This is a genomic window from Streptomyces sp. NPDC013317, assembly GCF_055563155.1.
In genome coordinates, this window is the sequence record NZ_JBVHDX010000013.1 from 175,082 (window position 1) to 199,276 (window position 24,195).

At 71.3% G+C, this 24,195-nt stretch carries 19 protein-coding genes, 1 tRNA gene and 1 pseudogene; 12 read left to right on the forward strand and 9 right to left on the reverse strand.

The window, feature by feature from the left end; all coding sequences use genetic code 11:
- Nucleotides 1-23: 23 nt before the first annotated feature.
- The 4 genes from ACZ3IJ_RS29130 to ACZ3IJ_RS29145 all read right to left on the reverse strand — a co-directional run bounded on the left by ACZ3IJ_RS29130 (nt 24) and on the right by ACZ3IJ_RS29145 (nt 5,799).
- A complete protein-coding gene (locus ACZ3IJ_RS29130) occupies nt 24-1,430 on the reverse strand; it encodes a Cys-Gln thioester bond-forming surface protein (protein ID WP_467472900.1) in 1,407 nt (468 codons plus the stop codon).
- A 276-nt stretch (nt 1,431-1,706) separates the two neighbouring features.
- Complete coding sequence (locus ACZ3IJ_RS29135; RefSeq protein WP_467472903.1) at nt 1,707-2,183, reverse strand: single-stranded DNA-binding protein; 477 nt, start codon at nt 2,181-2,183, stop codon at nt 1,707-1,709.
- A gap of 166 nt (nt 2,184-2,349) precedes the next feature.
- Nucleotides 2,350-4,185 (reverse strand): GTPase, encoded by a 1,836-nt coding sequence (locus ACZ3IJ_RS29140; RefSeq protein ID WP_467472906.1) that lies wholly within the window; start codon nt 4,183-4,185, stop codon nt 2,350-2,352.
- Between the two features lie 6 nt (nt 4,186-4,191).
- Nucleotides 4,192-5,799 carry a dynamin family protein gene (locus tag ACZ3IJ_RS29145; RefSeq protein WP_467472949.1) on the reverse strand — a complete coding sequence of 536 codons (1,608 nt, stop codon included), beginning with the start codon at nt 5,797-5,799 and terminating at the stop codon, nt 4,192-4,194.
- Nucleotides 5,800-6,101: 302 nt separating this feature from the next.
- On the opposite strand from ACZ3IJ_RS29145, the gene ACZ3IJ_RS29150 reads away from it, so the two are divergent.
- Nucleotides 6,102-6,174, forward strand: a tRNA-Arg gene (locus ACZ3IJ_RS29150).
- A 244-nt stretch (nt 6,175-6,418) separates the two neighbouring features.
- Here the strand turns inward: ACZ3IJ_RS29150 and ACZ3IJ_RS29155 are convergent.
- From ACZ3IJ_RS29155 to ACZ3IJ_RS29165, 3 genes are read right to left on the reverse strand one after another with little or no spacing between them, the layout of a single operon-like run.
- Nucleotides 6,419-7,093, reverse strand: a complete 675-nt coding sequence (locus ACZ3IJ_RS29155) for a 2-phosphosulfolactate phosphatase (RefSeq protein WP_467472909.1) — start codon at nt 7,091-7,093, stop codon at nt 6,419-6,421.
- A 52-nt stretch (nt 7,094-7,145) separates the two neighbouring features.
- On the reverse strand, nt 7,146-8,129 hold the full coding sequence (locus ACZ3IJ_RS29160) for an NAD-dependent epimerase/dehydratase family protein (protein WP_467472911.1): 984 nt from the start codon (nt 8,127-8,129) through the stop codon (nt 7,146-7,148).
- On the reverse strand, nt 8,126-8,752 hold the full coding sequence (locus tag ACZ3IJ_RS29165) for a ScbR family autoregulator-binding transcription factor (RefSeq protein WP_467472913.1): 627 nt from the start codon (nt 8,750-8,752) through the stop codon (nt 8,126-8,128). The genes ACZ3IJ_RS29160 and ACZ3IJ_RS29165 overlap by 4 nt, the downstream gene beginning before the upstream one ends.
- Before the next feature lie 181 nt (nt 8,753-8,933).
- Here ACZ3IJ_RS29165 and ACZ3IJ_RS29170 point away from each other — a divergent pair, with 181 nt between their 5' ends.
- Nucleotides 8,934-9,821, forward strand: a complete 888-nt coding sequence (locus ACZ3IJ_RS29170) for a ScbA/BarX family gamma-butyrolactone biosynthesis protein (protein ID WP_467472915.1) — start codon at nt 8,934-8,936, stop codon at nt 9,819-9,821.
- Nucleotides 9,822-9,974: 153 nt separating this feature from the next.
- Here the strand turns inward: ACZ3IJ_RS29170 and ACZ3IJ_RS29175 are convergent, their stop codons facing one another.
- Nucleotides 9,975-10,415 carry a MarR family winged helix-turn-helix transcriptional regulator gene (locus ACZ3IJ_RS29175; protein ID WP_467472916.1) on the reverse strand — a complete coding sequence of 147 codons (441 nt, stop codon included), beginning with the start codon at nt 10,413-10,415 and terminating at the stop codon, nt 9,975-9,977.
- 144 nt (nt 10,416-10,559) lie between these two features.
- Here ACZ3IJ_RS29175 and ACZ3IJ_RS29180 point away from each other — a divergent pair, with 144 nt between their 5' ends.
- Nucleotides 10,560-10,985 carry a DMT family transporter gene (locus ACZ3IJ_RS29180; RefSeq protein ID WP_467472919.1) on the forward strand — a complete coding sequence of 142 codons (426 nt, stop codon included), beginning with the start codon at nt 10,560-10,562 and terminating at the stop codon, nt 10,983-10,985.
- Nucleotides 10,986-11,106: 121 nt separating this feature from the next.
- The gene (locus tag ACZ3IJ_RS29185; protein ID WP_467472921.1) at nt 11,107-11,424 is read left to right on the forward strand and encodes a DMT family transporter; all 318 of its coding nucleotides are present in this window, start codon (nt 11,107-11,109) and stop codon (nt 11,422-11,424) included.
- Between the two features lie 208 nt (nt 11,425-11,632).
- Here ACZ3IJ_RS29185 and ACZ3IJ_RS29190 read toward each other — a convergent pair whose 3' ends face one another.
- Nucleotides 11,633-13,183: an MFS transporter gene (locus ACZ3IJ_RS29190; protein WP_467472923.1), complete on the reverse strand. Its 1,551-nt coding sequence runs from the start codon at nt 13,181-13,183 to the stop codon at nt 11,633-11,635.
- 103 nt (nt 13,184-13,286) lie between these two features.
- On the opposite strand from ACZ3IJ_RS29190, the gene ACZ3IJ_RS29195 reads away from it, so the two are divergent.
- The 8 genes and pseudogenes from ACZ3IJ_RS29195 to ACZ3IJ_RS29230 all read left to right on the forward strand — a co-directional run.
- On the forward strand, nt 13,287-14,147 hold the full coding sequence (locus ACZ3IJ_RS29195) for a helix-turn-helix transcriptional regulator (RefSeq protein WP_467472925.1): 861 nt from the start codon (nt 13,287-13,289) through the stop codon (nt 14,145-14,147).
- A 227-nt stretch (nt 14,148-14,374) separates the two neighbouring features.
- Nucleotides 14,375-17,782 (forward strand): annotated as a pseudogene (gene car, locus ACZ3IJ_RS29200) (carboxylic acid reductase); the annotation flags it as partial.
- Between the two features lie 145 nt (nt 17,783-17,927).
- Nucleotides 17,928-18,569 carry a 4'-phosphopantetheinyl transferase family protein gene (locus tag ACZ3IJ_RS29205; protein ID WP_467472928.1) on the forward strand — a complete coding sequence of 214 codons (642 nt, stop codon included), beginning with the start codon at nt 17,928-17,930 and terminating at the stop codon, nt 18,567-18,569.
- A gap of 260 nt (nt 18,570-18,829) precedes the next feature.
- Nucleotides 18,830-20,002 (forward strand): 3-deoxy-7-phosphoheptulonate synthase, encoded by a 1,173-nt coding sequence (locus ACZ3IJ_RS29210; RefSeq protein WP_467472930.1) that lies wholly within the window; start codon nt 18,830-18,832, stop codon nt 20,000-20,002.
- An 89-nt stretch (nt 20,003-20,091) separates the two neighbouring features.
- Nucleotides 20,092-20,748: an isochorismatase family protein gene (locus tag ACZ3IJ_RS29215; RefSeq protein ID WP_391797580.1), complete on the forward strand. Its 657-nt coding sequence runs from the start codon at nt 20,092-20,094 to the stop codon at nt 20,746-20,748.
- Nucleotides 20,749-20,775: 27 nt separating this feature from the next.
- Nucleotides 20,776-22,665 (forward strand): anthranilate synthase family protein, encoded by a 1,890-nt coding sequence (locus ACZ3IJ_RS29220; protein ID WP_467472932.1) that lies wholly within the window; start codon nt 20,776-20,778, stop codon nt 22,663-22,665.
- 121 nt (nt 22,666-22,786) lie between these two features.
- Complete coding sequence (gene aroA / locus ACZ3IJ_RS29225) at nt 22,787-24,106, forward strand: 3-phosphoshikimate 1-carboxyvinyltransferase (protein WP_467472934.1); 1,320 nt, start codon at nt 22,787-22,789, stop codon at nt 24,104-24,106.
- Nucleotides 24,103-24,195, forward strand: a 93-nt coding sequence (locus ACZ3IJ_RS29230) for a chorismate synthase (RefSeq protein WP_352102574.1), incomplete at its 3' end; no start/stop codon positions are given. The genes aroA and ACZ3IJ_RS29230, both read left to right, overlap by 4 nt.

Genomic DNA, 24,195 nt, shown 5'->3' on the forward strand with positions numbered 1-24,195 from the left:
ACTACCTGGCTAGTACCAGGCTCTTACTGGCCGGCCGTCTTCTTCTTGCGGAGGAAGAAGACCGCGCCGCCGCCGAGCACCACGAGGAGCGCGGCGATGCCGGCGATCATCGGGGTGGCGTTGGAGCTACCGGTCTCGGCGAGGTCGCCGCCACCGGTGGTGGAGCCGGTGGTGGAGCCGCCGGCCGTGCCCTCGGTGGGCGGGGTGGTGACGGACGGCTCGGTCGACGGGGTCTCCGACGGGAGCGGGCCGGGGGTGGCCGTCTTGCAGTCGAGAACGCCCTTGAAGTTCTTCTCGAAGCCGTTCGGGCCGGTGATCGTGAAGTCGTAGGCCTCGTCCTCGGCGAGCGGGACCAGGACCGTCTTGGACTGGCCGCCGGCGATGGTGACCTTCTGGCCCTTCACCTCGAAGGTGAAGTCCTCGTCACCCTCGTTGGACGCCGTGACGTCCAGGCCGCCCTTGGCGCAGTTCTTCTCGACCGTGACGGCCGGGATCGCGCCCTTCTTCGCCCAGGTGGCGGTGGCCTTCGCGGTGACGCTGGACTTGCTGGTGCCCGCGAGGATCAGGGTCTGGCTCTTGACCTTGGTGGAGACGAACGCGCGGCCGATCGGGACCGTCGTGTCGGCCTGGACCGTCAGCTCGGCAGCACCGTCGGGCGTGCCGGCCGGAATGTCGAAGAAGACCTGGCTGCCCTTGGCGACGTCGGTGACGACCTTGCCGTCCTTGTCGACCAGCTTCACGCCGGCGGGCGCACCCGGGGCGAGCGAGACGGCCGCCGTGGCGGAGTTGGTGTCGACCGTGATCGGGCCGAGGCGCTCGCCCGACTTACCGGCGACCGAGGCCGGGGAGACGCTGAGGGAGGCCTTGGGCTCCTCCAGGTTCACCGCCTCCTTCTCCAGGTACTCGGTGAGCTTCTTCGCGTCCTTGTTGACCGGCTCGGCCTCGACCTTGTCGGAGAAGTGCCAGATCGCCGCCTGGGTGGCGGCCGCGGCCGTCTCCTTGGTCAGGTTCTTGGCGCCGACCTTCTTGGCCAGCTCGTCGAGCTTGTCGACCTGCGGGTACGAGTTCTGCAGGATCCAGCGGATCTTGCCGGCGTTCTCGTTGTTGTGCAGGGAGGACTGGTCCCAGCCGACCTCCTTGTACTCCTGGCCCGTCTTGGCGCCGGTGTACAGGTCGATGCAGTACGTCTGCAGCACGCCGCCGGGCGTCACCTGCATCTCGAACAGGCCGGCAGAGACCTTGCCCTGGCCCTTGATCTTGACCGTGTCGAAGACGGTGAGCTTGCCCAGCGTGGCGGTCGCGCCACCGGTGCCGTCACCATCGTCGGCAAGCGCCGGTCCCGCTACAGCTATCGCACCCGCGGCGACGAGGCCAGAGACCACGGTCGCGGCGGCAAGGCGGGCAGCGCCACGCCTCCGAACAGAAAACATGAATTTCCCCTCCAGGCGAGCGGCTCCGTGCCGTAGGTCAGACGTGACACGTGGGGGGAGCGCATCGCCAGCAGATTCACAGACCCGGTTGACTCAACTGTCGACTCAAGTGATGACTCAAGTCCCGTATGAGTACCCGCGAATCCTATGGACGGGGAAGACCCTGATGCCCCTGCATACAGTCTGATAACCATTCCGACTCGGAATCGTTATGAGAGGTGTCCGTTAAGCGGAGGATCGATGGTCACGGAGTCGACAAATCCCCACAAGTCCAGGTCAGGCCACGGGTTCCAGGGTCTTCGGGGCGTCCGCCGCCTCCCACGGGTCCCGTTCAACACCCCCCTCTCCACCGCTCCCCTGACGTTCCGTCGGGCGTGTCTCGCCCTTCACCACCCTGCGGAAGGCCGCCGTACCGCGCGTCAGATCGTGGCCCACCGCCAGTGCGTCGATGTCCACGAACGTCCTGCGGCGGCCCTCCTGCCGGTCGTCCCCCTCCTCTTCACGCACCCGCAACCGGCCGTGCACCACCAAGGGCTCGCCCACCGAGACCGACGCGGCGAGGTTGGCTCCGAGCGCCCGCCACGCGAACACCGTGTAGAAGCTGGTGTGTCCGTCCGACCAGGCCCCCCGCTCCCGGTCCCAGCGACGCGCCGTCACCGCGAACCGGAACCGGGCCACCCCGCCCGTCGCCGTCTCCCGGTACTCCACGCTCGTCGCCACGTTCCCGACCAGCGTCACCATCGTGTCGTTCATGTCCCGCCCCTCCCCGTTCCGAAGCGCCTTCGGTGCGCGTCGGCCGGTTCCATCCTTCACCGGCCGACGGAACCCCGCTCCGGCCTGTGGACGGGCGCGGGTATGGGGAGAACTCCGCCACCCGCAGGGGTGAACCCGCCCCTGCGCCACGCGTGAACCCGCGCCCTCACCGCAGCCGGGCGCCCGCCCTCGTACCACCCCACCGCGCACTGCCGCCGACTCCGCCGACGCCACCGATCCCGCCGATGCCGCCGCCCAGCCGCGTCACCCGGGCCCCCGTACGCGTCCCCGACACCGTCACGAACTGGTCGCGCACCTCCCGGTAGCGCATCAGCTCGGCCGAGATCGGATCCAGGACCCGTGCCCGTCCGCACGCGGCCGCCGCCTCGCGCAACTTCCGTTCGGCCTCCTGCCCGTACCGCCGGGCCGGCCCCTTCACCGCCGCCGCGCAGGCCCACTCGACCAGCGGGCCGCCGACGATGCCGCCGAGCATGATGAGGACGGGCGGCAGCAGCCCCGGCTCCACGACGCCGATGATCTGGCCGACCAGCCAGAGCGCGCCGAAGACCTGCAGCAGCGTCATCAGGACCTGTGCCAGGACGGCCGCGGGCCACCAGGCGGGCCGCGGCGGCCGGGCCGCCGGATCGCCGATGGACGCGGTGAGCTCGTCGAGCGCCTCGGGCAGTCCGTCGGCTCCCCGGGCGGCCGCCTCGCGCACGGCCTGCGCCCAGGGCGCCGGGAGCCCGCGCGTGGCGTCGTCGGCCACGACCCGTACGGCCTGTTCCACCCTTTGCCGCGCGGTGAGTTCGTCCTCCAGCGGCGTCTGAAGCCGCGGGTCGGTGGAGCCGTGCGCGCGCATCCGCTCGTACCAGCGGTAGAGCCGCAGCCAGGGCGTGCCGCAGGCGCGGATCGCGCTGCGGCGCCAGACGCGTTCGGCGGCCTCGCCCGCCGCCGTGGCGCCGACGGCGACGGCGAGCCGGGCGGCGAACTCCTCCCGCGCCCGCTCCCCCAGACCGGTCTGGCCGTCGGATACGTAGGCAGGCCGGAGCCGGGAGGCGGCCGCGTCGACGTCGGCCGAGAGCCGGAGCGCGGGCGCGGTGCGCTCCGTGACGAACCGGCCCAGCAGTTCGCGCAGTTCGCCCACGCCGTCGCCGGTGAGCGCGGAGAGGGCGAGGACGGTGGCGCCGGGTTCGCCGTGCTCGCCGAGGGCCATGCCGTCCTCGTCCAGGAGGCGGCGCAGGTCGTCCAGGACGAGGTCGGCGGCCTCGCCGCCCAGCCGGTCGATCTGGTTGAGGACGACGAAGGTGACCTCGGCGTGGCCCGCGAGCGGTCGCAGATAGCGCTCGTGGAGCACCGCGTCGGCGTACTTCTCCGGATCCACGACCCAGATCACGGCGTCGACCAGACCCAGGACCCGGTCGACCTGATCGCGGTGGGTGGTGACGGCCGAGTCGTGGTCGGGCAGGTCGATCAGGACGAGGCCCTGCAGGTCCTCGTCGGCGGCCCCGCCCGCGAGAGGCCGCCGCCGGAGCCGGCCGGGGACGGCGAGCCGGTCGAGGAGTCCGGCGGAACCCTCCGACCAGCTCAGCGCGATGGGCGCCGAGGTGGTGGGGCGGCGCAGGCCGGTCTCGGAGACGGGCACGCCGGCGAGGGCGTTGAAGAGCGTCGACTTGCCGCTGCCGGTGGGCCCGGCGATCGCCACGACGGTGTGGCGCGCGGAGAGCCGCTGGCGTGCGGTGGCCTCGTCGAGCACGCGTCCGGCCTCGGCGAGCGTCTCGGCGGCCAGTCGCGTACGGGAGAGGCCGACGAGTTCGTGCAGGGCGTCGAGCCGGGTGCGCAGGGAGCCTCCGTACTGCCCGCCCAGCGGCGGAAGGCTGTCCTCCGCCTCCTCGGCGCGGGTCTCCTCGCCTTCCTGGGCCCGTTCACGCTCGGCGGCCCGCCGGGCGATCAGGCCGTCGTCCCAGCGGTCGTCCGCGCGGTCGTCCACCGTGCTGCTGCTCACCGGTCCTCACTTCTCCTTCTGCAGTACGGAGAGCGCGGCGATCAGCTCCGCCTGCGGCTCGGGGGTCACGTCGAGGGCCTCGAGGGGTGCGAGGCGCCGGTCGCGTTCGGTGTGCAGGGCGCGGTCGAGGGCCGTCCTGACCAGCGCGCCGCCCGTGTCGCGCAGGCGCAGGGCGGCCTGGGCACCGAGGAGTTCGGCCAGCCGTTCGCCGGCGCCGCGGGTGCGGCGGCCGCCAAGAAGGGCGGCGGCGAGGAGGGCGGCGACGGTGTCGGGCTCGGGCGCGGCGGTACGGGCGGTCCCGGGCCGCTCCGTGCTGCGCAGCTCCTCCTCGGCCAGCTCTTCGAGTTCGCGGCGCCAGCGCCGTACCGTCATCTCGATCCGCTCGGCCGCCTCCCGGTCGGGGGCGGCCCGCTCGGCGGTGAGGGCGGCCGCGGCGGGTTCGCGGCGCCAGGCCTCCCGTACGCGCTCGTCTGCGGCGGCGACCGCGCACTGCAGCAGGGCGGCGAGCGACTCGACGAGGGCGTCGAGGAGTTCGTCGGCGGTGCTGTCGCGGGGGTAGCCGCGCCAGCGGGTGCGGGCGTCGCCCGCCAGTACGGCGCCGCGGGCCACCTGCTGCCGGACGCGTTCGCCCTGCTCGGTGTACGCGGCCTCGACGGCGCCGCCGAGCCGGACGGCGGCGGCGTACTGGGCGGCGACCGCGGAGGCGAGTTCGGGCATGCGGCGGTCGAGGGAGGCGATGACACCGGACGCGGTACGGCCGATGACCTGCTGGCGCGCGGCGGGGTCCTGGGCGCTGTGGGCGAGCCAGGCACGCAGCGGGGCGACGGCGCTGTCGGGCAGCAGCCCGCTGCCGACGCCCGCGGACTCGGGCAGCTCGGGGATGGTGAAGCGTGGTACGTCCCTGAGCCCGGCCTTGTCGAGCAGGGCCTCGTACTGGCGTGAGACCTCGCCGAGGATCTGGTGCGGCACCCGGTCGAGGACGGTGACGAGCGTGACGTCGTACTCCTTGGCGGTACGGAGCAGATGCCAGGGGATGGCGTCGGCGTACCGCGAGGCGGTCGTGACCATGACCCAGATGTCGGCGGCGCAGATCAACTCGGAGGCGAGCAGCCGGTTCTCGACGACGAGGGAGTCGATGTCGGGGGCGTCGAGCAGGGCGAGGCCGGGGGCGAGGGCGGAGGAGGTCTCGACGCGGAGCGCGTTCTCCTCGGGGGGCTCCTCGCCCTGGCCGTCGTCGTCCTGCTGGGGCAGCCAGACGCGGGTGAGCTGGGGCAGGACCCGCATCCCGGCGAACCAGTGGTGGTCGTCGGGGTGGCAGACGAGCACGGGCGTACGGGTGGTGGGCCGGAGCACCCCGGCCTCACTGACGCGCCGCCCCACAAGGGAGTTGACGAGGGTGGACTTCCCCGCCCCGGTGGATCCGCCGACGACGGCGAGGAGGGGGGCGTCGGGGTCCTTCAGCCGGGGCACCAGATAGTCGTCGAGCTGCGCGAGCAGCTCGGCCCGGGTCTGTCGGGCGCGTGGAGCGCCGGGGAGGGGGAGTGGGAGACGCACGGCGGCGACACAGTCGCGCAGGGCGGAGAGTGCGTCGATCAGCTGAGGCCGTTCGTCCAAGGTCACCACATGCGAAGAATGCCCAATTTTGGAGCCTTTTTGAAGCGTATAAGGGCCCTGCGCGCCGACTGAACAGCTGACGACAGGCACCTCAGGCATAACGAGTGCACAACACCCGGCCCGAGTGGCGTGAAAAACACTGCGCGAATCGCACCTGCCTGCGATTATCGTTCCGCTTCACCGAACCTCCACATCGTGCCACGCAGGTGAAGCAACCGGGTCAAGGCGATCGGAGCCCTATCCTTGACCCGGCAGGCCACGCCCCACCCACCAGGGGCTCCCGGCCACCGGTCCACCACCCGGCCCCCGTAGCTCAGTGGATAGAGCAGGTGCCTTCTAAGCACTTGGCCGCAGGTTCGAGTCCTGCCGGGGGCGCTCCACCACAGACCCTCCTTCGGGAGGGTCTTTTTGCTGGTCATGGCCTGTTTTGGGTGGGTGGTGCGAGAGGGGGACGGGCGCCCTGGCGGCGTACGGCATGACCGACGGCAACTGGTGGGGGCTGAACGGCGCGTTCTGACCTGGCCAGCGTACGGAGGGCCTCCGTCCGGGAGAGGGATGGAGGCCCTGTGCGTGTCCAGTACGTGCACGCGGTACGGCGGGGGCCGCGGGCTCCCGGCGCTCAGCCGGCGTGCGGGCGCAAGGTCATGAGCGAGCCTTCCGGGGTGGCCGTCAGGGCGAAGGGGAAGCGGTCGAGCTCCAGGCAGAGTGCGACGTCGTCCGGGTGGACTCCCTGACGTATCCCCTCCGCCAGTTCGGCCGCGGCGCGGGACTCGGCGGCCCGGCGGAGGAAGGCGGCGGGATCCGTCGTCTCGGCGGAGGCGCGGCGGGCTATGTACTGGGCGCACGCCAGGTCCTCGTCCGCCCGGCCGTCCTCGCCGGTGACCACGAACGTGACGCTGTCGGAGGCGTGCGTGCGCAGGACCCGCGCCGTCGCCTCCGCCACCACGAAGCTCGCGCACAGGACCAGCGACGCGTCCTTGACCGCGAGCGCGCCGACCGTCCCCGCCGTGGTCTTCTGGACCACGGTCCGTCCGCCGAGGTCGGTAGCCCGCAGCATGCCGGGCGAGTTGACGAGGTCGAACCCGGCCGCGGGTGGGCCGTCCTTGAGGGCCGCCCAGTCCGGGTGGTCGGCCTTGAGCGCGAGGGCCTCGTCCAGCGATTCGGCGAGGACTATCCGCTCCGCGCCCCGGGCGAAGGCCCAGGCGGCCACCGTGAAGGCGCGCATGACGTCGACCACGACCGCCACGGACGGAGTGTCGGCCAGCTGCTTGATACCGAGAAAACGAGCGTCCATCCCGTCATGATCGCGTACGCCCGATGGCCATGGTCCGTGTGCTGCGCCCCCGCTACCGCGCCGCCCCCGCCACCCTCCGTTCGGCGAGGAAGGCGCGGTACCAGGGTGCCGCCGCCGCGAGGCGGGTCAGGGGGCCCGGGCCCGGAGGGCAGGGCGTCGTGAGCCAGATGTCCTCGGAGGCGTACCAGTGGTCCTGGGCGAGCAACGAGAACTGACGCTCGCTCATACGGCCTGGTGTGGAACGCAGTCGGTCGAGGCAGGCCTCCCACGGCCAGTCCTCGTCGGCCGCGGGCAGGACGTCGAGTGCCGCCAGTTCCGCCATCAGGTCGCCGTTGGCGACGGGGCGGGGGTGGCTCGCGTGGTGGATCCCGGACGCCGGAGCCTCCGGCGCCGTCGCCAGGGCGGTGATCAGGCGCGCCAGGTCGTCCACGTCCACCAGGGACAACAGCCCGCGGCCGCCGTCCCATCGGGCCGGGACGCGTTCGAGGAGCTCCGCGAGGGCGGGGACGACCCAGCGGTCGCCCGCGCCCAGGACGAGCCCGGGGCGCAGTACGGTTCCGCCGGCGGCCAGCACCGTTGCCTCGCCGGCGAGTCGGGTGCTGCTGGCGGGTGAGACCGGCGCGGGCGTGATCTCGTTCACCGCGATCCCGCGGTGCGGGCCCGGTCCGTAGACCGCGGCGGTGGACAGGTGGAGGATGCGCTCCACCCCCCAGTGGACGGCCTCGTCGACCAGGGCCGCCGTGCCTTCGACGTTGACCGCCGCGCACTGGGCCTCGTCGCCGGAGATGCGCGACGCCAGGTGGATGAGCACGTCGGCCCCGCCCGCGGCCGTGCGGAGCGACTGCCGGTCCGTCAGGTCGACCGGGGTCCAGGTCACCCCCGGCGGGGCGGAGGCGGGAGCGGGGGCCGAGCGGCCGAGGGCGCGGATCGAGAGCTCGCGACCGGTCTCGCGCGCGGACGCGGTCAGTCCGTGCAGGACCCGTGAGCCCACGAAGCCCGTCGCTCCGGTCAGTACGACCCGAAGGGGACGGCTCACGTGGCGCCCACCGTGTCGCCCTCGGGGATCCGCAGACCGGCGATGACGGAGGCCGGCGCGAGGGCCGGCAGCAGACATCGCCACATGTCGGCGATCCGGCGGGGCAGGTCCGCCCGGCCGGTGGAGAGCTGCGACATGACCTGCGTACCGGTGTACGCGGCGACGAGGAGCTGCGCGAACGCGGCCTCGTCCGCGCCGTCGAGCAGCTGGTCCTTCTGGCGGGCCACGACCAGCTCCTGGTGGAAGCGGTCGGCCCACCACTCGTAGATCGAGTACTCCTGCTTGCCCACCACCCCCTGCTCGACCGCGAGCCGGACACCGGCCCGCAGCAGGGTGTTGCGCTGCATCTCGACCGCGAGATAGCCGGTCATGTCCAGGAGTTGCTGGAGACCGCCCTCCCCTTCGGGGAACCTCAGATCCGCAGCCTGTTCGAGGATGACCGCGCGGGCCAGCCCCTCCTTCGACCGGAAGTGGAAGTACACGGCACCCGCCGTGACGCCCGCCCGCTCAAGGATCTTGGTGATGCTCGCGCCGAGGTACCCGGCTTCGTCGAACACTTCCGCTGCGGCCCGGAGCACCAGCTCCCGCGTGCGGATTGCCCGTTCCTGCCTGTGTTCCGCCACTGGCCCGTTACCTCGTATTACCTCGACAAAGAAAAAGAGTGACCACTATCTTATGTGAGCGGACAGTCGAGACACCAGTGCTCCGACCCCGCAATTGTTGTGGAACAGTCAGGGGAGAACTGTTGTGCTTCCGATAGACCTTGCGCGAGGCCGGACGACCACCGGTCCCGTGCCTGTGCCGATGTCGTACACCCATAAGACGAATCCCGCCGAGGTGCTCCTCGCGAGCTGGCACCGCACGGGGGGCGACACCTTCACCGTCACCGCCCGTTGGCCGCGTGAGCACGCGTTCTACCAGACCCGGTTCGGACGGCACGATCCCCTCTTCCTGACGGAGACGGTGCGCCAGACCCTGCCGCTACTGTCGCACGGCGCGTACGACATCCCCTTCGGGCACCAGTTGCTCTGGCGGGACTTCGGGTGGGACGTCGATCCGGAGGCGTTGCGGGTCGAGGGGGGCGCCGACGCCGAGGTGGAACTCCACATCACCGCCTCGGACGTGAAGTACCGCAGGGGACGGGCGACGGCCGTCACCCTCTCCGTCGCGGCCGAGCGCGCGGGACGCCGACTGGCCACCGCCCGCACCGGGTTCACGATCCAGGACCGTGCGGTCTACGAGCGGCTGCGCGGCCGGTACGCCGACATCGAGAGCGCCAACGCCCGGGTCCTGCCGCTGCCGCCGCCCTCCCCCACGCAGCAGGCGGGCCGCGACCGCTACCAGGACGTCGTGCTCTCGTGCACCGACGTCCCGCTCCGCTGGCAGCTGCGGACGGACACCTCGCACCCCGTCCTCTTCGACCACCCCGTCGACCATGCCCCGGGCATGCTGCTCCTGGAGGCCGCGCGCCAGGCCGCGCAGTCGGCGGCGCATCCGCGGCAGACGCTGGCCGTCGGCATGCAGTGCGACTTCAGCCGGTACGCCGAGCTCGACGCGCCGTGCTGGGTCACGGCCAAGGCCCTGCCCCGCGACCTGGACGGGCGGCCTCGCATGCTGGTCACGGCGGAGCAGAACGACGAGGAGATCTTCACGTCGGTCGTCGCGCTGTACGAGGTGCCGGCGGACCACTGACGGCAACGGCCGCTGACGGCACCGGGGCTCTCACGGCACGAGGCTCTCACGGCACCGGGGCTCTCACGGCACGAGGCTCTCACGGCACGGGACTCTCACGCTCGGTGGGCCCGGACGGCATCTGCCCGTCCGGGCCCCAGCCGTCGGACCCCGCTACGCGCCGGCCGCCCGCAGCGAGTTGACCGTGGAGGCGTACTCGGGGTCGGCCGTCAGCGCGTTGAGCGCCGAGGAGAGGACGTCCGCGTACGTCGAGCGGGCCGCCGCGTACCGTTCCCGGCCCTCGTCCGTGATCACCGCGTACACCCCCCGCTTGTCCGAAGGACAGAGGTCCTTGAAGGCGAATCCGGCACCTTCGAGCCGGGCGACCAGGCGCGTCACCGACGACTGTCCCAGGCCGATCCGCTCGGCCAGGTCCTGCATGCGCAGCTCGCCGCCCTCGGCCGGGGAGAGCGACTCCAGCGCCCGGTACTCCGACAGTCCGATCCCGTGACGCCGCTGGAGGGCGTGCGCCAACTCCCGCTCCACACGGGCGTGCAGAACCAGCAGACGGCTCCACACCGCCTGGTCGGACGACGCGGCAAGGGGAGCGGCCATGAGCTGACCCTCCTTTCCTGAGGAGATTGACAACACAGTACATGTACATGCAACCTCATCTGGCCCGAGTCGCTCCGTCATCGGCCGACTACGGTTCCGAAGAATTTGCACGTACAAGCAACTTACTGGAGAGTGGGTCGTTCCGTGTCGTCTTCCCTCCCGCAGGACACATCGCCCGAGAACACCGGCACCGGCTGGGCCTGGCTGCTGTTCTCGTCGCTGTTCGAGGTCGTCTTCGCGCTCTCGACCGAGGCCACCGACGGCTTCACCCGCCTCGGCCCGTCCCTGCTCACCGTGGCCGCCGCCTCCTGCGGCATCTTCACCCTCTCGATGGCGCTGAAGACCGTGGACGTCGGCGTGGGTTACACCGTGTGGGCCGGCATCGGCGGTGTCGGGACCGTCGTCTTCGGCACGCTGATCTACGACGAGCCGATGACCGTCTGGAAGGTGATCGCCTTCGTCCTCATCATCGGCGGCGCCCTCGGGCTCCGTGTCTCCGACAGCCTCGTCGCGAAGAAGCAGGCGGCCGCCGAGGCCGCGAGCGCGCGCGACGCGCAGCCAGTCGCCTGAGCCGCCCCGCCCGACGCCCGACGCCCGACGCCTCACACCTGACGCCTGAGCCCGGCGCGACCGTCCCGTCCGCCGCCCCCGCCACCTTCGCCTTCGCCTTCACGAAACGAGTGACACCACCATGACCTGGGTCTACCTCGGCATCGCCGTCGTCTTCGAAGTCCTCTTCGCCCTCGGCACCAACGCCACCAAGGGATTCACCCGCCTCTGGCCCTCCGTGCTCACCCTGCTCGCCGCCGCCGGCGGTATCTACACCCTCTCCCTGGCCCTGCGCGAGCTCGACGTCTCCGTCGGCTACACGCTCTGGACCGGCATCGGCGGCGTCGGCACGGTCGTCTGCGGCGCGGTCATCTTCAAGGAGCGGATCACACTCGCCCGGCTGCTCTCCTTCGCCTCCATCATCGGCGGCGCCGTCCTGCTCCGCCTGACCTCCGTCTGACGGGCTCGCTCGATGGGCGCGCTCGATCGGTACGCGACCGGCACCCGCGATCAGCCTCGCGATCGGCGTCCGCGAAACGGCGCACCCCACGGACGACCGTGCCCCGGTCCGCAGGGGGGAGGCTGCGGACCGGGGCACGGCCGTTCATGGGGTGCGCCTGGTGAGCGGGGCCGGCGGGCGACGGAACCCGCACCGTCGGCCCGGTGTGTCAGCGAGGCGTGCTCTCCACACGGTCGGCCTTCTGCTCGACCGGGGCCTCCGAGGCCACCGTCGCGGTCCCGGTCCCGGCCCCGGCCTCGGCCTCGGCCTTCGGCAGCCAGCGCAGTGCCAGGACGCCCAGCGCGACATGCAGGAAGCTCGCCACCGCCACGGCGGCGTGGAGGCCGGTCACGAAGGCCGACTTCGCGTCCGTGACCACCGCGGACGCGAGCCCGGGCAGTTGAAGGGTCTCGTCGAGCGTGGGAGCGAGGTCGGGCCCCTGGAGCCGGAAGAGCAGCGCGGCGAGGGAGCCGATGAGCGCGATGCCGAGCGCGTTGCCGATCTCGTTGCTGGTCTCGGCGATCGCGCCGGCCGAACCCGCCCGCTCGGCCGGGACCGCGCCGACCGCGGTGTCGGCGACGACGCTGAAGGAGATGCCGTAACCCAGGCCGGCGATGGACGTGGACGCGATGTACCAGCCGACGCCGCCGGTGATCGTGGTGGGGAGCAGGAAGAGCAGACCGGCCGCGATGGAGAAGTGGCAGATGATCAGGATGGTCCGCTTGCCGATGCGGTCGACGAACATCGGCGTGACGACACAGGTGACGGTGAGGACCACGGCGCCGGGAAGTGCCAGGAGCGCCGCCTGCAGGACGGGAAGGTCCAGGACGGACTGGAGGTAGACGCCCGACAGGTAGGCGGCCGCCGACCAGGCCGCGAGCGGCAGCAGTCCGGTGATGATCGCGACGGTGAAGACCCGGTCGCGGAAGAGGGAGAAGTCCATCAGCGGGTGCTCGAGGTGCCGCTGCCGGCGTACGAACAGGGCCAGGAGCGCGATGCCGGCCAGTCCCACCAGGACGGAGAGCAGGGAGAACCCTTCGGCGGCCGCGTGCTTGAGGCCGTACACGAGGCCGAGGAGGCCGGCCGCGGAGGCCGCGACGCTGAAGGCGTCGATACGGCCGGGACGGGTGGTGCTGACTTCACGCAGCAGGATGGGGGCGAAGATCAGGAAGAGGGCGATGACGGGCAGGTTGATGAGGAAGACCGAGCCCCACCAGAAGCGTTCCAGCAGGATGCCGCCCGCGACCGGGCCGATGGCGAAGCCCGCCGCGAAGGCGGCGGCGAAGATGCCGATGGCCTGGGCCCGCCGGCGCGGGTCGGTGAACAGCTCGCTCAGTACGGCCAGTGCCGACGGCAGCAGGGTCGCGCCGGCGACACCCATCAGCGCGCGGGACGCGATGAGGAGCTCCGGGCTGGGCGCGAAGGCGGAGGCCGCGGACGCGAGCCCGAAGACGGTCGCTCCGATCATCAGCAGCTTCAGCCGGCCGTACCGGTCCCCGATGTTGCCGAACGCGATCAGCAGCGAGCCGACCGCGAAGCCGTAGATGTCCAGGGTCCACAGGGCCTGGTCGGCCGTGGGTGTGAGGTCCTGGCTGACCCGGGGCATCGCCAGGTACAGGATCGACCCGTCCATGGAGACCAGCAGGACGGGACCGAGGACGACCAGCAGTCCCAGCCACGCACGCAGGCCGGGTGAGTTGTGTGAGTGCTGTTCCGACATGACTCGACCGTCGGCCATGGCCATGACCACAGCCACCCCCCTGCTGGGGGTACACCTGACAGGTATACCCAGCCGTGCACGCGTTCGGCTTAGGCTGGCGGACGTGGAGAGCCTCGGAACCTTCCTGAAGAGCCGCCGTGACCGGGTCACCCCGGACGAGATCGGACTGCGCACCCATGGCAACGGGCGCCGGGTTCCCGGGCTGCGCCGGGAGGAGCTCGCCCAGCTCGCCGGAGTGAGCGCCGGCTACTACACGCGGCTGGAGCAGGGGCAGGCCGAGACGGCGTCGGAGCAGGTGCTCGACGCGCTCGCCCGGGCGCTGCAGCTCGACGCGACCGAGACGGTGCACCTGCACAACCTCGCGCGGCACTCGGCGACGCCCCGGCTCGCCGAGCCCCCGGCGGAGGAACCCCACAAGCGCGTCCTGGCGCTCCTGGAGTCCCTGGGCGAGGCCACGCCGGCGATCGTCCTGGGCCGGCGTGGAGACGTGCTCGCGTGGAACCGCAGCGGACACGCGCTGCTCGCCGAGCACATCGCGTTCGAGACGCCGGACGATCCGGAGCGCCGGCCGTCGATCCCGCGGATGTTCTTCCTCGATCCGGTCACGCGTGACCTGTACAGCAACTGGCACACGCTCGCCCGCGCCCATGTGGCGTACCTCCGGCTGACGGCCGGCCGCTATCCCACCGATGCGCGCCTCGCGGGGCTGATCGGCGAACTGACCATGCGTAGCGACGACTTCTCCGCCCTGTGGGCGAACCGGGACGTCGCGGACTGCACCACGGGCACCATGCACATACAGCACACGACCGTGGGCGCCGTGAGCGTGGACTACCAGGTCTGGTTGCAGCCCGACAGCCCCGACCACCGTCTTGAGGTCTACACGCCGAACGACGCGAGTTCGGCGGACGCCTTGCAGGTCCTGACGCACCAGAGCCAGAGCCAGAGCCGCGTGCGCGACTGAATTCGGCCGAAAGCGCCCGAGCGCCGATTCCGTACGCCGGCCGTACGAGCTCGGCGCTTTTCGCCTGCCCGCAATTCCCTTTCGGGTAAGCGGCGGACATGACATAGAAGTTCCTCGGCCCGGCCCTCCGAGTGCCCGAGTCGGTAGCGTCGTGACGCGAGCAGGGGTGGTGGTGAATTCGATGATCCCTTTCCTCGCGATCAGGCCCGTACACGACGCGGAGACCAAAAATGCGACTTGCGCAAGTGATGGAAAACGTAATGGTCCGCTATGCCGATCGGCCTGCGATCGGTGAACGGGCCAGGGAATTCGTGCGGGACCCGGGGAGCGGCCGTGTGTCGTACCGTCTGCTCCCCCGCTACGAGGAGACCAGTTTCGGCGAACTGTGGGCGCGGGTACGCGCGGTGGCGAACGCATGGCACGGTGACACGCACCATCCGCTGAGGGCGGGCGATCGCGTCGCCGTACTCGGCTTCTCCAGCGGCGACTACACCGTCGTGGACCTGGCGTGCACGTATCTGGGGTTCGCCAACGTGCCGCTCCAGACCAGCTCGCCGGCGTCGCAGCAGGGAGCGATCGTCGACGAGACGGAGTCCCGCCTCGTCGCCGCGAGCGTGGAGCGCCTGGACCGGGCGGTCGAGCTCGCTCTGGGAAGCCCGTCGGTCGAGCGGATCCTGGTCTTCGACTTCCACGAGGAGGTCAGCGACCACGCCGACTCGCTGGACGAGGCGCGCGCACGACTGGAGAGCGCCGGCCGTTCCGTGCGGGTCGAGTCCCTTCCCGAGGTGCTCCGCCGGGGCGCCGCTCTTCCCGACGCGCCGCTCTTCGTCCCGGCCGACGGCGACGACCCGCTGGCGATGCTCATCTACACCTCGGGCAGCACGGGCACGCCCAAGGGCGCCATGTACACCGACCGGCTGACCAGCGCGATGTGGGGCGGTGCCTGGTCGAAGCTCTTCTCCGAGGGCCAGACGGTCACCTTCAGCTACATGCCGATGAGCCATGTCGCCGGCCACTCCTCGCTGAAGAACACCCTGGCCCGGGGCGGCATCACGTACTTCACGGCCAGGAGCGACCTGTCGACCTTCTTCGAGGACATCGCGCTGGCGCGGCCGACGGAGCTGTCGCTGATACCGCGCATCTGCGAGCTGATCTTCCAGAAGTACCAGAGCGAGCTCGACCGCAGGAGCACGGCCGGTGTCACCGACCGTGCCGCGCTCGAGGCCCAGGTGAAGTCGGACATGCGGGTGGAGCTGCTCGGCGGCCAGGTCGCCTGGGCCGGCTGTGCGTCAGCTCCCCTGTCCGCGGAGCTGACGACGTTCATGGAGTCGCTCCTCGGCATCGAGCTGCACAACATCTACGGCTCGACCGAGGCCGCCGCCGTCTCCGTCGACGGAGAGATGCTGAGCCCGCCGGTCATCGACTACAAACTGGTCGACGTTCCCGAACTCGGTTACTACCTCACGGATTCGCCGTATCCGCGCGGGGAGCTTCTGCTCAAGACCGACGCGTTGATTCCCGGCTATTACAACCATCCGGAGCTGACGGCCGAACTCCTCGACGAGGAGGGCTTCTACAAGACGGGCGACATCGTCGCCGAGACCGCCCCCGGGCGCCATTCCGTCATCGACCGCCGGAAGAGCGTGCTGAAGCTCTCCCAGGGCGAGTTCGTGGCGACCGCGCGCCTTGAGGCGATTTTCGCCTACAGCCCTCTGGTACGGCAGATATTCGTGTACGGGAACAGTGAGCGGTCGTACCTGCTGGCGGTCGTCGTTCCCTCCGCGGACGCCCTGGCCCGTTTCGGCGACCGCCCGGAGGAACTGCAGCAGCAGCTCGGCGATTCCTTCGTCCAGGTCGCGAAGGAGGAGGGGCTGAACTCCTACGAGATCCCGCGCGAATTCCTGGTCGAGACCGAGCCGTTCAGTCAGGACAACGGTCTGCTGTCGGATCACCGGAAGCTGCTCCGCCCCCGCCTGCTGGAGCGGTACCGGGAGCGCCTCGAGGAGCTGTACGCGGACATCGCGGCGCGCGAGAACGAACAGCTGCTGGACGTCCGGCGAGGCGCCGCGGACCGGCCGGTCCTGGAGACGCTCCAGCGTGCGGCGCAGGCGCTGCTGACGGGCTCGGGGGTAGAGGTGAGCCCGTCGGCGCACTTCAGGGACCTGGGTGGCGACTCGCTGACCGCGGTGGCGTTCGCCGACCTGCTGGACGACGTCTTCGAGGTCCGGGTCCCGGTGGACATGATCATCAGTGCGGCCACCGACCTCCAGCAGCTGGCCGACCACATTGAGGCCAAGCGCGGGGCCGCGTCGGACCGGCCCGGCTTCGCCTCGGTACACGGCCAGGGAAGCGTCGAGGTCCGGGCCGCCGACCTCACCCTGGACAGGTTCATCGACGACGAGACGCTCGCCGAGGCGAAGCGGCTGCCTCGTCCCGCCGAGCCGCCCCGTACCGTCCTGCTGACGGGGGCGAGCGGTTATCTCGGGCGCTTCCTCTCCATGGAGTGGCTGGAGCAGCTGGAGAAGGCCGACGGACGGCTGATCTGTCTCGTCCGCGGGAAGGACGTGGCGGCCGCGAGGAAGCGGTTCGAGGAGGCGTTCGCCGGCGGCGACGGGCAGCTGGCACGGCGGTTCCAGGAGCTGGCCGCCGACCATCTGGAGGTCGTGGCGGGCGACATGGCGGAGCCGCGGCTGGGGCTGAGCGACCGCACCTGGGAGAGGCTCTGCGCGGAGGTGGACCTGATCGTCCACGCCGGCGCGCTCGTCAACCATGTGCTGCCGTACAATCACCTGTTCGAGGCCAACGTGGTGGGGACGGCCGAGCTGGTCCGCCTGGCGCTCACCGGACGGATGAAGCCGTTCACGTACATATCCAGCGTGGCCGTCGCCACCTCGCGGACCCCCGCCCTGGGCGAGGACCCCGACATCCGGCAGGCGCTCCCCGTCCAGCCGGTCGACGCGGGCTACGCCAGCGGCTACGCGACGAGCAAGTGGGCGGGCGAGGTCCTGCTGCGCGAGGCGCACGACCTGTGCGGTCTCCCGGTCACGGTGTTCCGGTCGAACATGATCCTGGCCCACAGCCGTTACGGCGGTCAGCTCAACGTCCCCGACATGTTCTCCCGGCTCCTCTTCAGCGTCCTCGCGACCGGTATCGCCCCCGCGTCCTTCTACCGCGCCGACGGCGCGGAGAAGCGGCCGAGGGCTCACTACGACGGACTCCCCGTGGACTTCACCGCCGCGGCCGTCGTGTCGCTGGGTGGACAGGTCACCGGCGAGTACCGGACGTTCAGTCTGGTGAACCCGCACGACGACGGGATCTCCCTCGACACCTTCGTCGACTGGCTGAGCGAGTCGGGCCGTCGCATCGAGCGGATCGACGACTACGCGGACTGGCTCGACCGGTTCGAGACGGCCATGCGGGCGCTTCCCGAGGAGCAGCGGCAGCATTCGTCGTTGCCGCTCATTCACGGATTCAAGGAACCGGAGAGCGCGGTGCGTGGATCCGACATTCCCTCCGAGCGATTCCGTGCCGCCGTGCAGGCCGCCGAGATCGGCGCCGACGCCGACATCCCGCACATCTCCCCGTCACTCATCGAGAAATACGCCAGGGACCTGACGTCGCTCATGACCGTGTGAGTCGACCGGTCACACGCTCCGACGACCGGAACATACGCCGATTCGGCAGGAAGAGTCGATCTCGACGAAGACGCCCTACCGAATCGGCGTGCCCTCGATTCACCGAACCGGGGTCGCTTTGATCGAAAGTCTCCTGCCCTCGCGCATGGTTTCCGCCGAGAAATTCGAGGACGTCGCGGGGTGCGTTCTCCTCCCTTCCGAGCGTCAGGTGATCGCCACGGCGGGCATCGCGCGACGCCGGGAGTTCACCACCGTCCGGGCCTGCGCCCGCACGGCCCTCGCACGCCTCGGCGTGCCCCCCGTGCCGATCCTGCCCGACCCCCAAGGCGCACCGCGGTGGCCGGCCGGCGTCGTCGGCTCCATGACCCACTGCGCGGGGTACCGCGCCGCGGCCGTGGCCCTGACGTGCGACGTCGTGGCGGTCGGCATCGACGCCGAGCCCGATGCGCCGATCCCCACGCGTGGTGCCCGGGCGCTCGTCACCGTGGACGAGGAGCGTGCCCACATCGCGGAACTGTCGGGCCGCCGGCCGGATGTCAGCTGGGACCGGCTGGTCTTCAGCGCGAAGGAGAGCGTCTACAAGGCCTGGTATCCGCTGACCGGCCGCTGGCTCGAATGCGACCAGGTAATGATCACCGTCTCTCCTGACGACGGCACGTTCTCCGCCCGTCTGCTCGTACCGGGACCCAGAATCGGCGCGCGCAGAATCCGCGGATTCGCAGGCCGCTGGGCGCGCTTCCAGGGACTTCTCCTGACCGCCGTGGCCGTCACCTCCGAGCGCACCTGACGTACTCCTCGGGCCGCCGTTGCACGGCCCGATCGTTCGAGCCGATAGTGAATCCCGAACGATCGTGCAAGCGCCGCGACGAAGCGCGCGGCACTTTCCGGGACTGCTCAAGGCCCACCGGAATCCTCCTGTGACCGCTGAATAGCGCGTTGTCCAGACAGGTCCGGCCGACGCACACCCGTCCGTGCCCGTGCCCCACTGCGAATTGACCACGTCCGCTCCTGCCCGGATTCGCTCCGGCATGCTCGCTGAGGGAATCGATGATCGACATTCAGTCCTACCTCCGGTCCATACCCGCGCTGCAGCAGCCCGACTGGGACGGCCACGCCTCCCTGGAAGAGGTCCGTACGGATCTCGGGCGGATGCCCGCCCTCGTGGACGCCGAAGCCGTACGCCGGCTGCGCGCCCTGCTGATGGAGGCGGCCGCGGGACATCTCCAGGTGATCCAGACCGGCGACTGCGCCGAGGACCCCGCCGAGGCCACGCCCGAGGACGTCACACGCAAGGCCGCACTGCTCGACGTGCTGGCCGGGACGATGAAGCTCGCCTCGGGCAAGCCCATCATCCGGGTGGGCAGGATCGCCGGGCAGTACGGCAAGCCCCGTTCCTCCCCGACCGAGACCGTCAACGGCGCCCAGCTGCCCGTCTACCGCGGCCACATGGTCAACCGTCCGGAGCCGGACGCGGTACTGCGCCGGCCCGACCCCCGCCATCTGCTGAGCGGCTACCGGGCCGCGAGCGACACCATGCACTACCTCGGCTGGCGTGGCACCGCCACCCGGTCCGAGCTCGAGGTACCCGTGTGGACCAGCCACGAGGCGCTGCTCCTCGACTACGAGCTTCCGCTGCTGCGCCGTGAGCCGGACGGCTCGCTGCTGCTGACGTCCACGCACTGGCCGTGGGTCGGCGAGCGGACCCGGCAGCTGGACGGCGCCCACATCGGGCTCCTGGCCGCGGTCTCGAACCCGGTCGCCGTCAAGGTGGGTCCGAACATGACGCCCGACCAGCTCCTCGCCCTGTGCGAGCGCCTGGACGCCCAGCGGCGCCCCGGGCGGCTGACGCTGATCGCGCGCATGGGCGCAGACAACGCCGGCGAGCGGCTGCCCGCGCTGGTCGAGGCGGTCGCCAAGGCCGGTCACCCGGTGCTCTGGCTGTCGGACCCGATGCACGGGAACACGGTCTCCAGCCCCGAGGGGCTCAAGACCCGCCTGGTGCGGACGGTCGTGCGCGAGGTGGAGAACTTCCAGGCAGCGGTGAACCAGAACGGCGGTGTCGCGGCGGGCCTGCACCTGGAGACGACCCCGGACACCGTCACCGAGTGCGTCATGGACGAGGGAGGCCTCGACCGGCTGGGCGACAAGTACCTCAGCTTCTGCGACCCGCGCCTCAATCCGCAGCAGGCCATCGACGTCGTCTCCGCCTGGCGGGGATGACCGCGGCGCCGTACGGCGGCGCGCACGCATCCGTACCCGTGGACGGCGTCGCCACGCTCGGCGCCCACCCAGAGAGGACCGACCGGCCCATGCCCGGTATCCCCCCGATCGAGCCCTACCCGATGCCCCAGGAGGGCGAGCTGCCGGAGAACACCGTCAGCTGGCCCGTCGACCCCCGGCGCGCCGTCCTGCTGCTCCACGACATGCAGGAGTACTTCCTCAAGCCGTTCCCGCGCTCCGAGGCGCCCGGCGACGCCCTGGTCGGCAACACCGCGCTGCTGCGGGAGCGGTGTGCCGAGCTCGGCATCCCCGTCGCGTACACGGCACAGCCCGGCGGCATGACGCCCGAACAGCGCGGACTCCTGAAGGACTTCTGGGGGCCGGGGATGAACCCCACGCCCGAGCACCGCAAGGTGGTCGAGCCCCTCGGACCGGGCCCCGGCGACTGGACGTTCACGAAGTGGCGCTACAGCGCCTTCTTCAAGTCCGACCTGCTGGAGCGGATGCGGTTCCACCAGCGGGACCAGCTGATCATCTGCGGCGTGTACGCGCACGTGGGCGTGCTGATGACGGCGGTCGAGGCCTTCACCAACGACATCAAGCCCTTCCTGGTCGCCGACGCCGTGGCCGACTTCTCGGCCGAGTACCACCGGCTCGCCCTCGACTACGCGGCACAGCGCGCGGCCCGCGTCGTGTCCGCCAAGACCGTGCTGAGCGAACTCGACGCGGGCGGCACGGCGCTCTGACGAGCCCGACCGCCGAAAGGAATCCCCATGGCAAGGCAGGACAGCGCGCAGGACCTCCTGGCACGCATCCTCGACGGCTCCGCCGGCGCGTTCGCACTGATGCACCGGCCCGAGACGGTGGACCCGGACACCCTGGAACTGCTGGCAGGTGAGGTGACGGAGATCGCGACGCTCGCCGACCTCGACCTCCCCCCGCAGGGCCGGGACGGCACGGGCGCCCGAACGGAACTCCTCACCCTCATCCCCTACCGTCAGCTCGCCGAGCGGGGGTTCGCCGCTCCCGACGACGGCGCGCCGCTGCTGGCGATGACGGTGCGCGAGCAGGCCTCGGTGCCGCTGCGCGCGACGCTCCCGCTGCTGCCCGACGAGCCCGTGAAGGTGACCGACGGCCACTTCGACGTCGACGACGAGGCGTACGCGGAGATCGTGCGCCGGGTCGTGGCGGACGAGATCGGCACGGGCGAGGGCGCCAACTTCGTGATGCGGCGCTCGTTCACCGCACGGCTGCCCGGGTTCGGCCTGCCCGCGGCGCTGTCGTTCTTCCGCCGCCTGGTGCAGCGGGAGGCGGGGGCTTACTGGACGTTCCTCGTGCACACCGGCGACCGGACGTTCGTGGGCGCCACTCCGGAGCGGCACATCAGCGTCCACGACGGTACGGCCGTGATGAACCCGATCAGCGGCACCTACCGCTACCCGGCGGCCGGCCCGGACCTCGACGGCGTCATGGAGTTCCTCGCCGACCCCAAGGAGGCCGACGAGCTGTACATGGTCGTCGACGAGGAGCTCAAGATGATGGCCCGGATCTGCCCGGAGGGCGGCCGGGTGGTGGGCCCCTATCTCAAGGAGATGGCGCGGCTGGCGCACACCGAGTACTTCATCGAGGGCCGGACCGACCGCGATGTACGGGACATCCTGCGCGAGACGCTCTTCGCGCCGACCGTGACCGGCTCCCCGCTGGAGAGCGCGGCGCGGGTCATCAGCCGCTACGAGCCCCAGGGCCGCGGCTACTACAGCGGTGTGGCCGCCCTGATCGGCCGCGACGCCGCCGGTGGCCGCACCCTGGACTCGTCGATCCTGATCCGTACCGCCGACATCGACGACGAGGGCATGATGCGGATCGGGGTGGGCGCGACCCTGGTACGCCACTCCGACCCGGAGTCCGAGGTGCACGAGACCCGGGCCAAGGCGGCGGGGCTGCTCGCCGCGCTCGGCGACCCCGAGCCCATCCGCTTCGGTGCGCACCCCGCGGTCCGCGAGGCCCTCGACGAACGCAACGAGCGCATCGCCGACTTCTGGCTGAGGGACCAGGCGACGCGGGACGGCACGGGCGGTCCGCTGTCCGGCCGCCGGGTGCTGGTGATCGACGCCGAGGACACCTTCACCGAGATGATCGCCCATCAGATCCGTTCGCTGGGCGGTGAGGTGAGCGTACGGCGCTTCGACGAGCGCTACTGCTTCGACGAGCACGACCTGGTCGTGATGGGCCCCGGCCCCGGTGACCCCCGCGAGACGAACGACCCGAAGATCGCGCACCTGCGGTCGGCGGTGGCCCAGCTCCTGGAGGAGCGCAGGCCGTTCATGGCGGTCTGCCTCAGCCACCAGGTGCTCTCCACCCTGATCGGCCTCGACCTGGTGCGCCGGCCGACGCCCAACCAGGGCGCCCAGCACGAGATCGACCTCTTCGGCGCGCGGGAGCGGGTGGGCTTCTACAACACCTTCGCCGCGCACTCGGCGGGGGACTCGTTCGAGCACCCGGTGCACGGACGGGTCGAGGTCAGCCGCGACCCGGCGACGGGTGAGGTGCACGGTCTGCGGGCGGGCCGATTCGTGTCCATGCAGTTCCACGCCGAGTCCGTACTGACCGTGGACGGACCCCGGATCATCGGCGGCCTCCTCGCGGAGGTGGCCGGCGGCTGACCGCGGGCGGCCTTCCGCACCCCGGCCGCACAGGGCGGGACGGCCGCCGGAACGCCCGGGGTGTGCGGCGATCTCTCCCGGACCGCCGTGCACGCGGCGGCCGTACTCGCAAAGGACAGCCATGACCATCGCCGTACCGGCGACCCCTGCTCTGAACGCCCGGATACCGGGGTCGAAGTCGCTCACCAACAGGGCGCTGCTGCTCGCGGCCGCCGCCGATTCGACGAGCGCCCTCGGCGCTCCGCTGGTGAGCGACGACACCACGGCCTTCCGTGAGGCCCTCCGCGGGCTGGGCGTCCGTATCGACTCCTCCGACGACGACGGCGTCTGGAACGTGACCGGCCTGGGCCGGGGCCCGGTCGGCGCGGGCACCGCCTGGTGCGCGGACGCCGGTACGGCGGCCCGCTTCCTGCCGCCCTTCGCGGCCACCGGCCACGGCGACTTCGGCTTCGAGGGCTCCGACCAGCTCACCGCCCGCCCGGTGGCCCCCCTCGCCGACGCGCTGCGGCGGCTGGGGGCCGAGGTCACCACGGGGCCCGGCGGGCGCCTGCCGCTGCGGGTGCGCTCCCAGGGGCTCGACGGCGGCGCGCTGACCGTGGACTCCACACTCAGCAGCCAGTTCCTGACGGGGCTGCTGATGGCGGGCCCGCTGATGCGCCGGCCGCTGGCGCTGACCGTGCCGGAACTCGTCAGCCGGCCGTACATCGACATGACGATCGCCCTGATGCGGCGCTTCGGTGCCGAGGTCGACGAGTCCGTGCCCGGCGCGTTCACCGTCCGGCCGACGGGCTACCGCGGGGCCGATCTGCCGATCGAGCCCGACGCCTCCACGGCCTCGTACGTCTTCGCCGCCGCGGCGGTCACCGGGACGAGCGTGCGCGTCCCCGGTCTCGGCCGGGGCAGCCTCCAGGGCGACCTGCGCTTCACCGAGGTCCTCGCCCGCACCGGTGCCCGGGTGGAGACCACCGACGAGGCGACCACCGTGACCGGCACCGGCGAGTTCAGGGGCGGGTTCACGGTCGACATGGGCGACATCTCGGACACCTTCATGACCCTCGCCGCGATCGCGCCCCTGGCCGACGCACCGATCACCGTCACGGGCATCGGGCACGCGCGTCTGAAGGAGTCGGACCGGATCGCCGCCGTCGAGGGCAACCTGCGCGCGCTGGGCGTCCGGACCGAGACCGGGCGGGACCGGATCACGGTCCACCCCGGCACCCCCGTGCCGGCGCGGATCGCCTGCCACCGCGACCACCGCATCGCGATGGCGTTCTCCGTCCTGGGTCTGCGGGCCGAGGGGATCACGCTCGACGACCCGGGGTGTGTCGCGAAGACCTTCCCCGGCTTCCACGAGGAGCTGCACCGGCTCTTCCCCCGCCACTGCGTACCGACGTCCGGCCGCCAGGAAGACATGGGCCACGTGGAAGGGAAGCTCCGTTGAGCAGGTTGCGCTGGCTGACAGCCGGAGAGTCGCACGGTCCCGCGCTGGTCGCGACGCTGGAGGGTCTTCCCGCCGGTGTCCCGGTGACC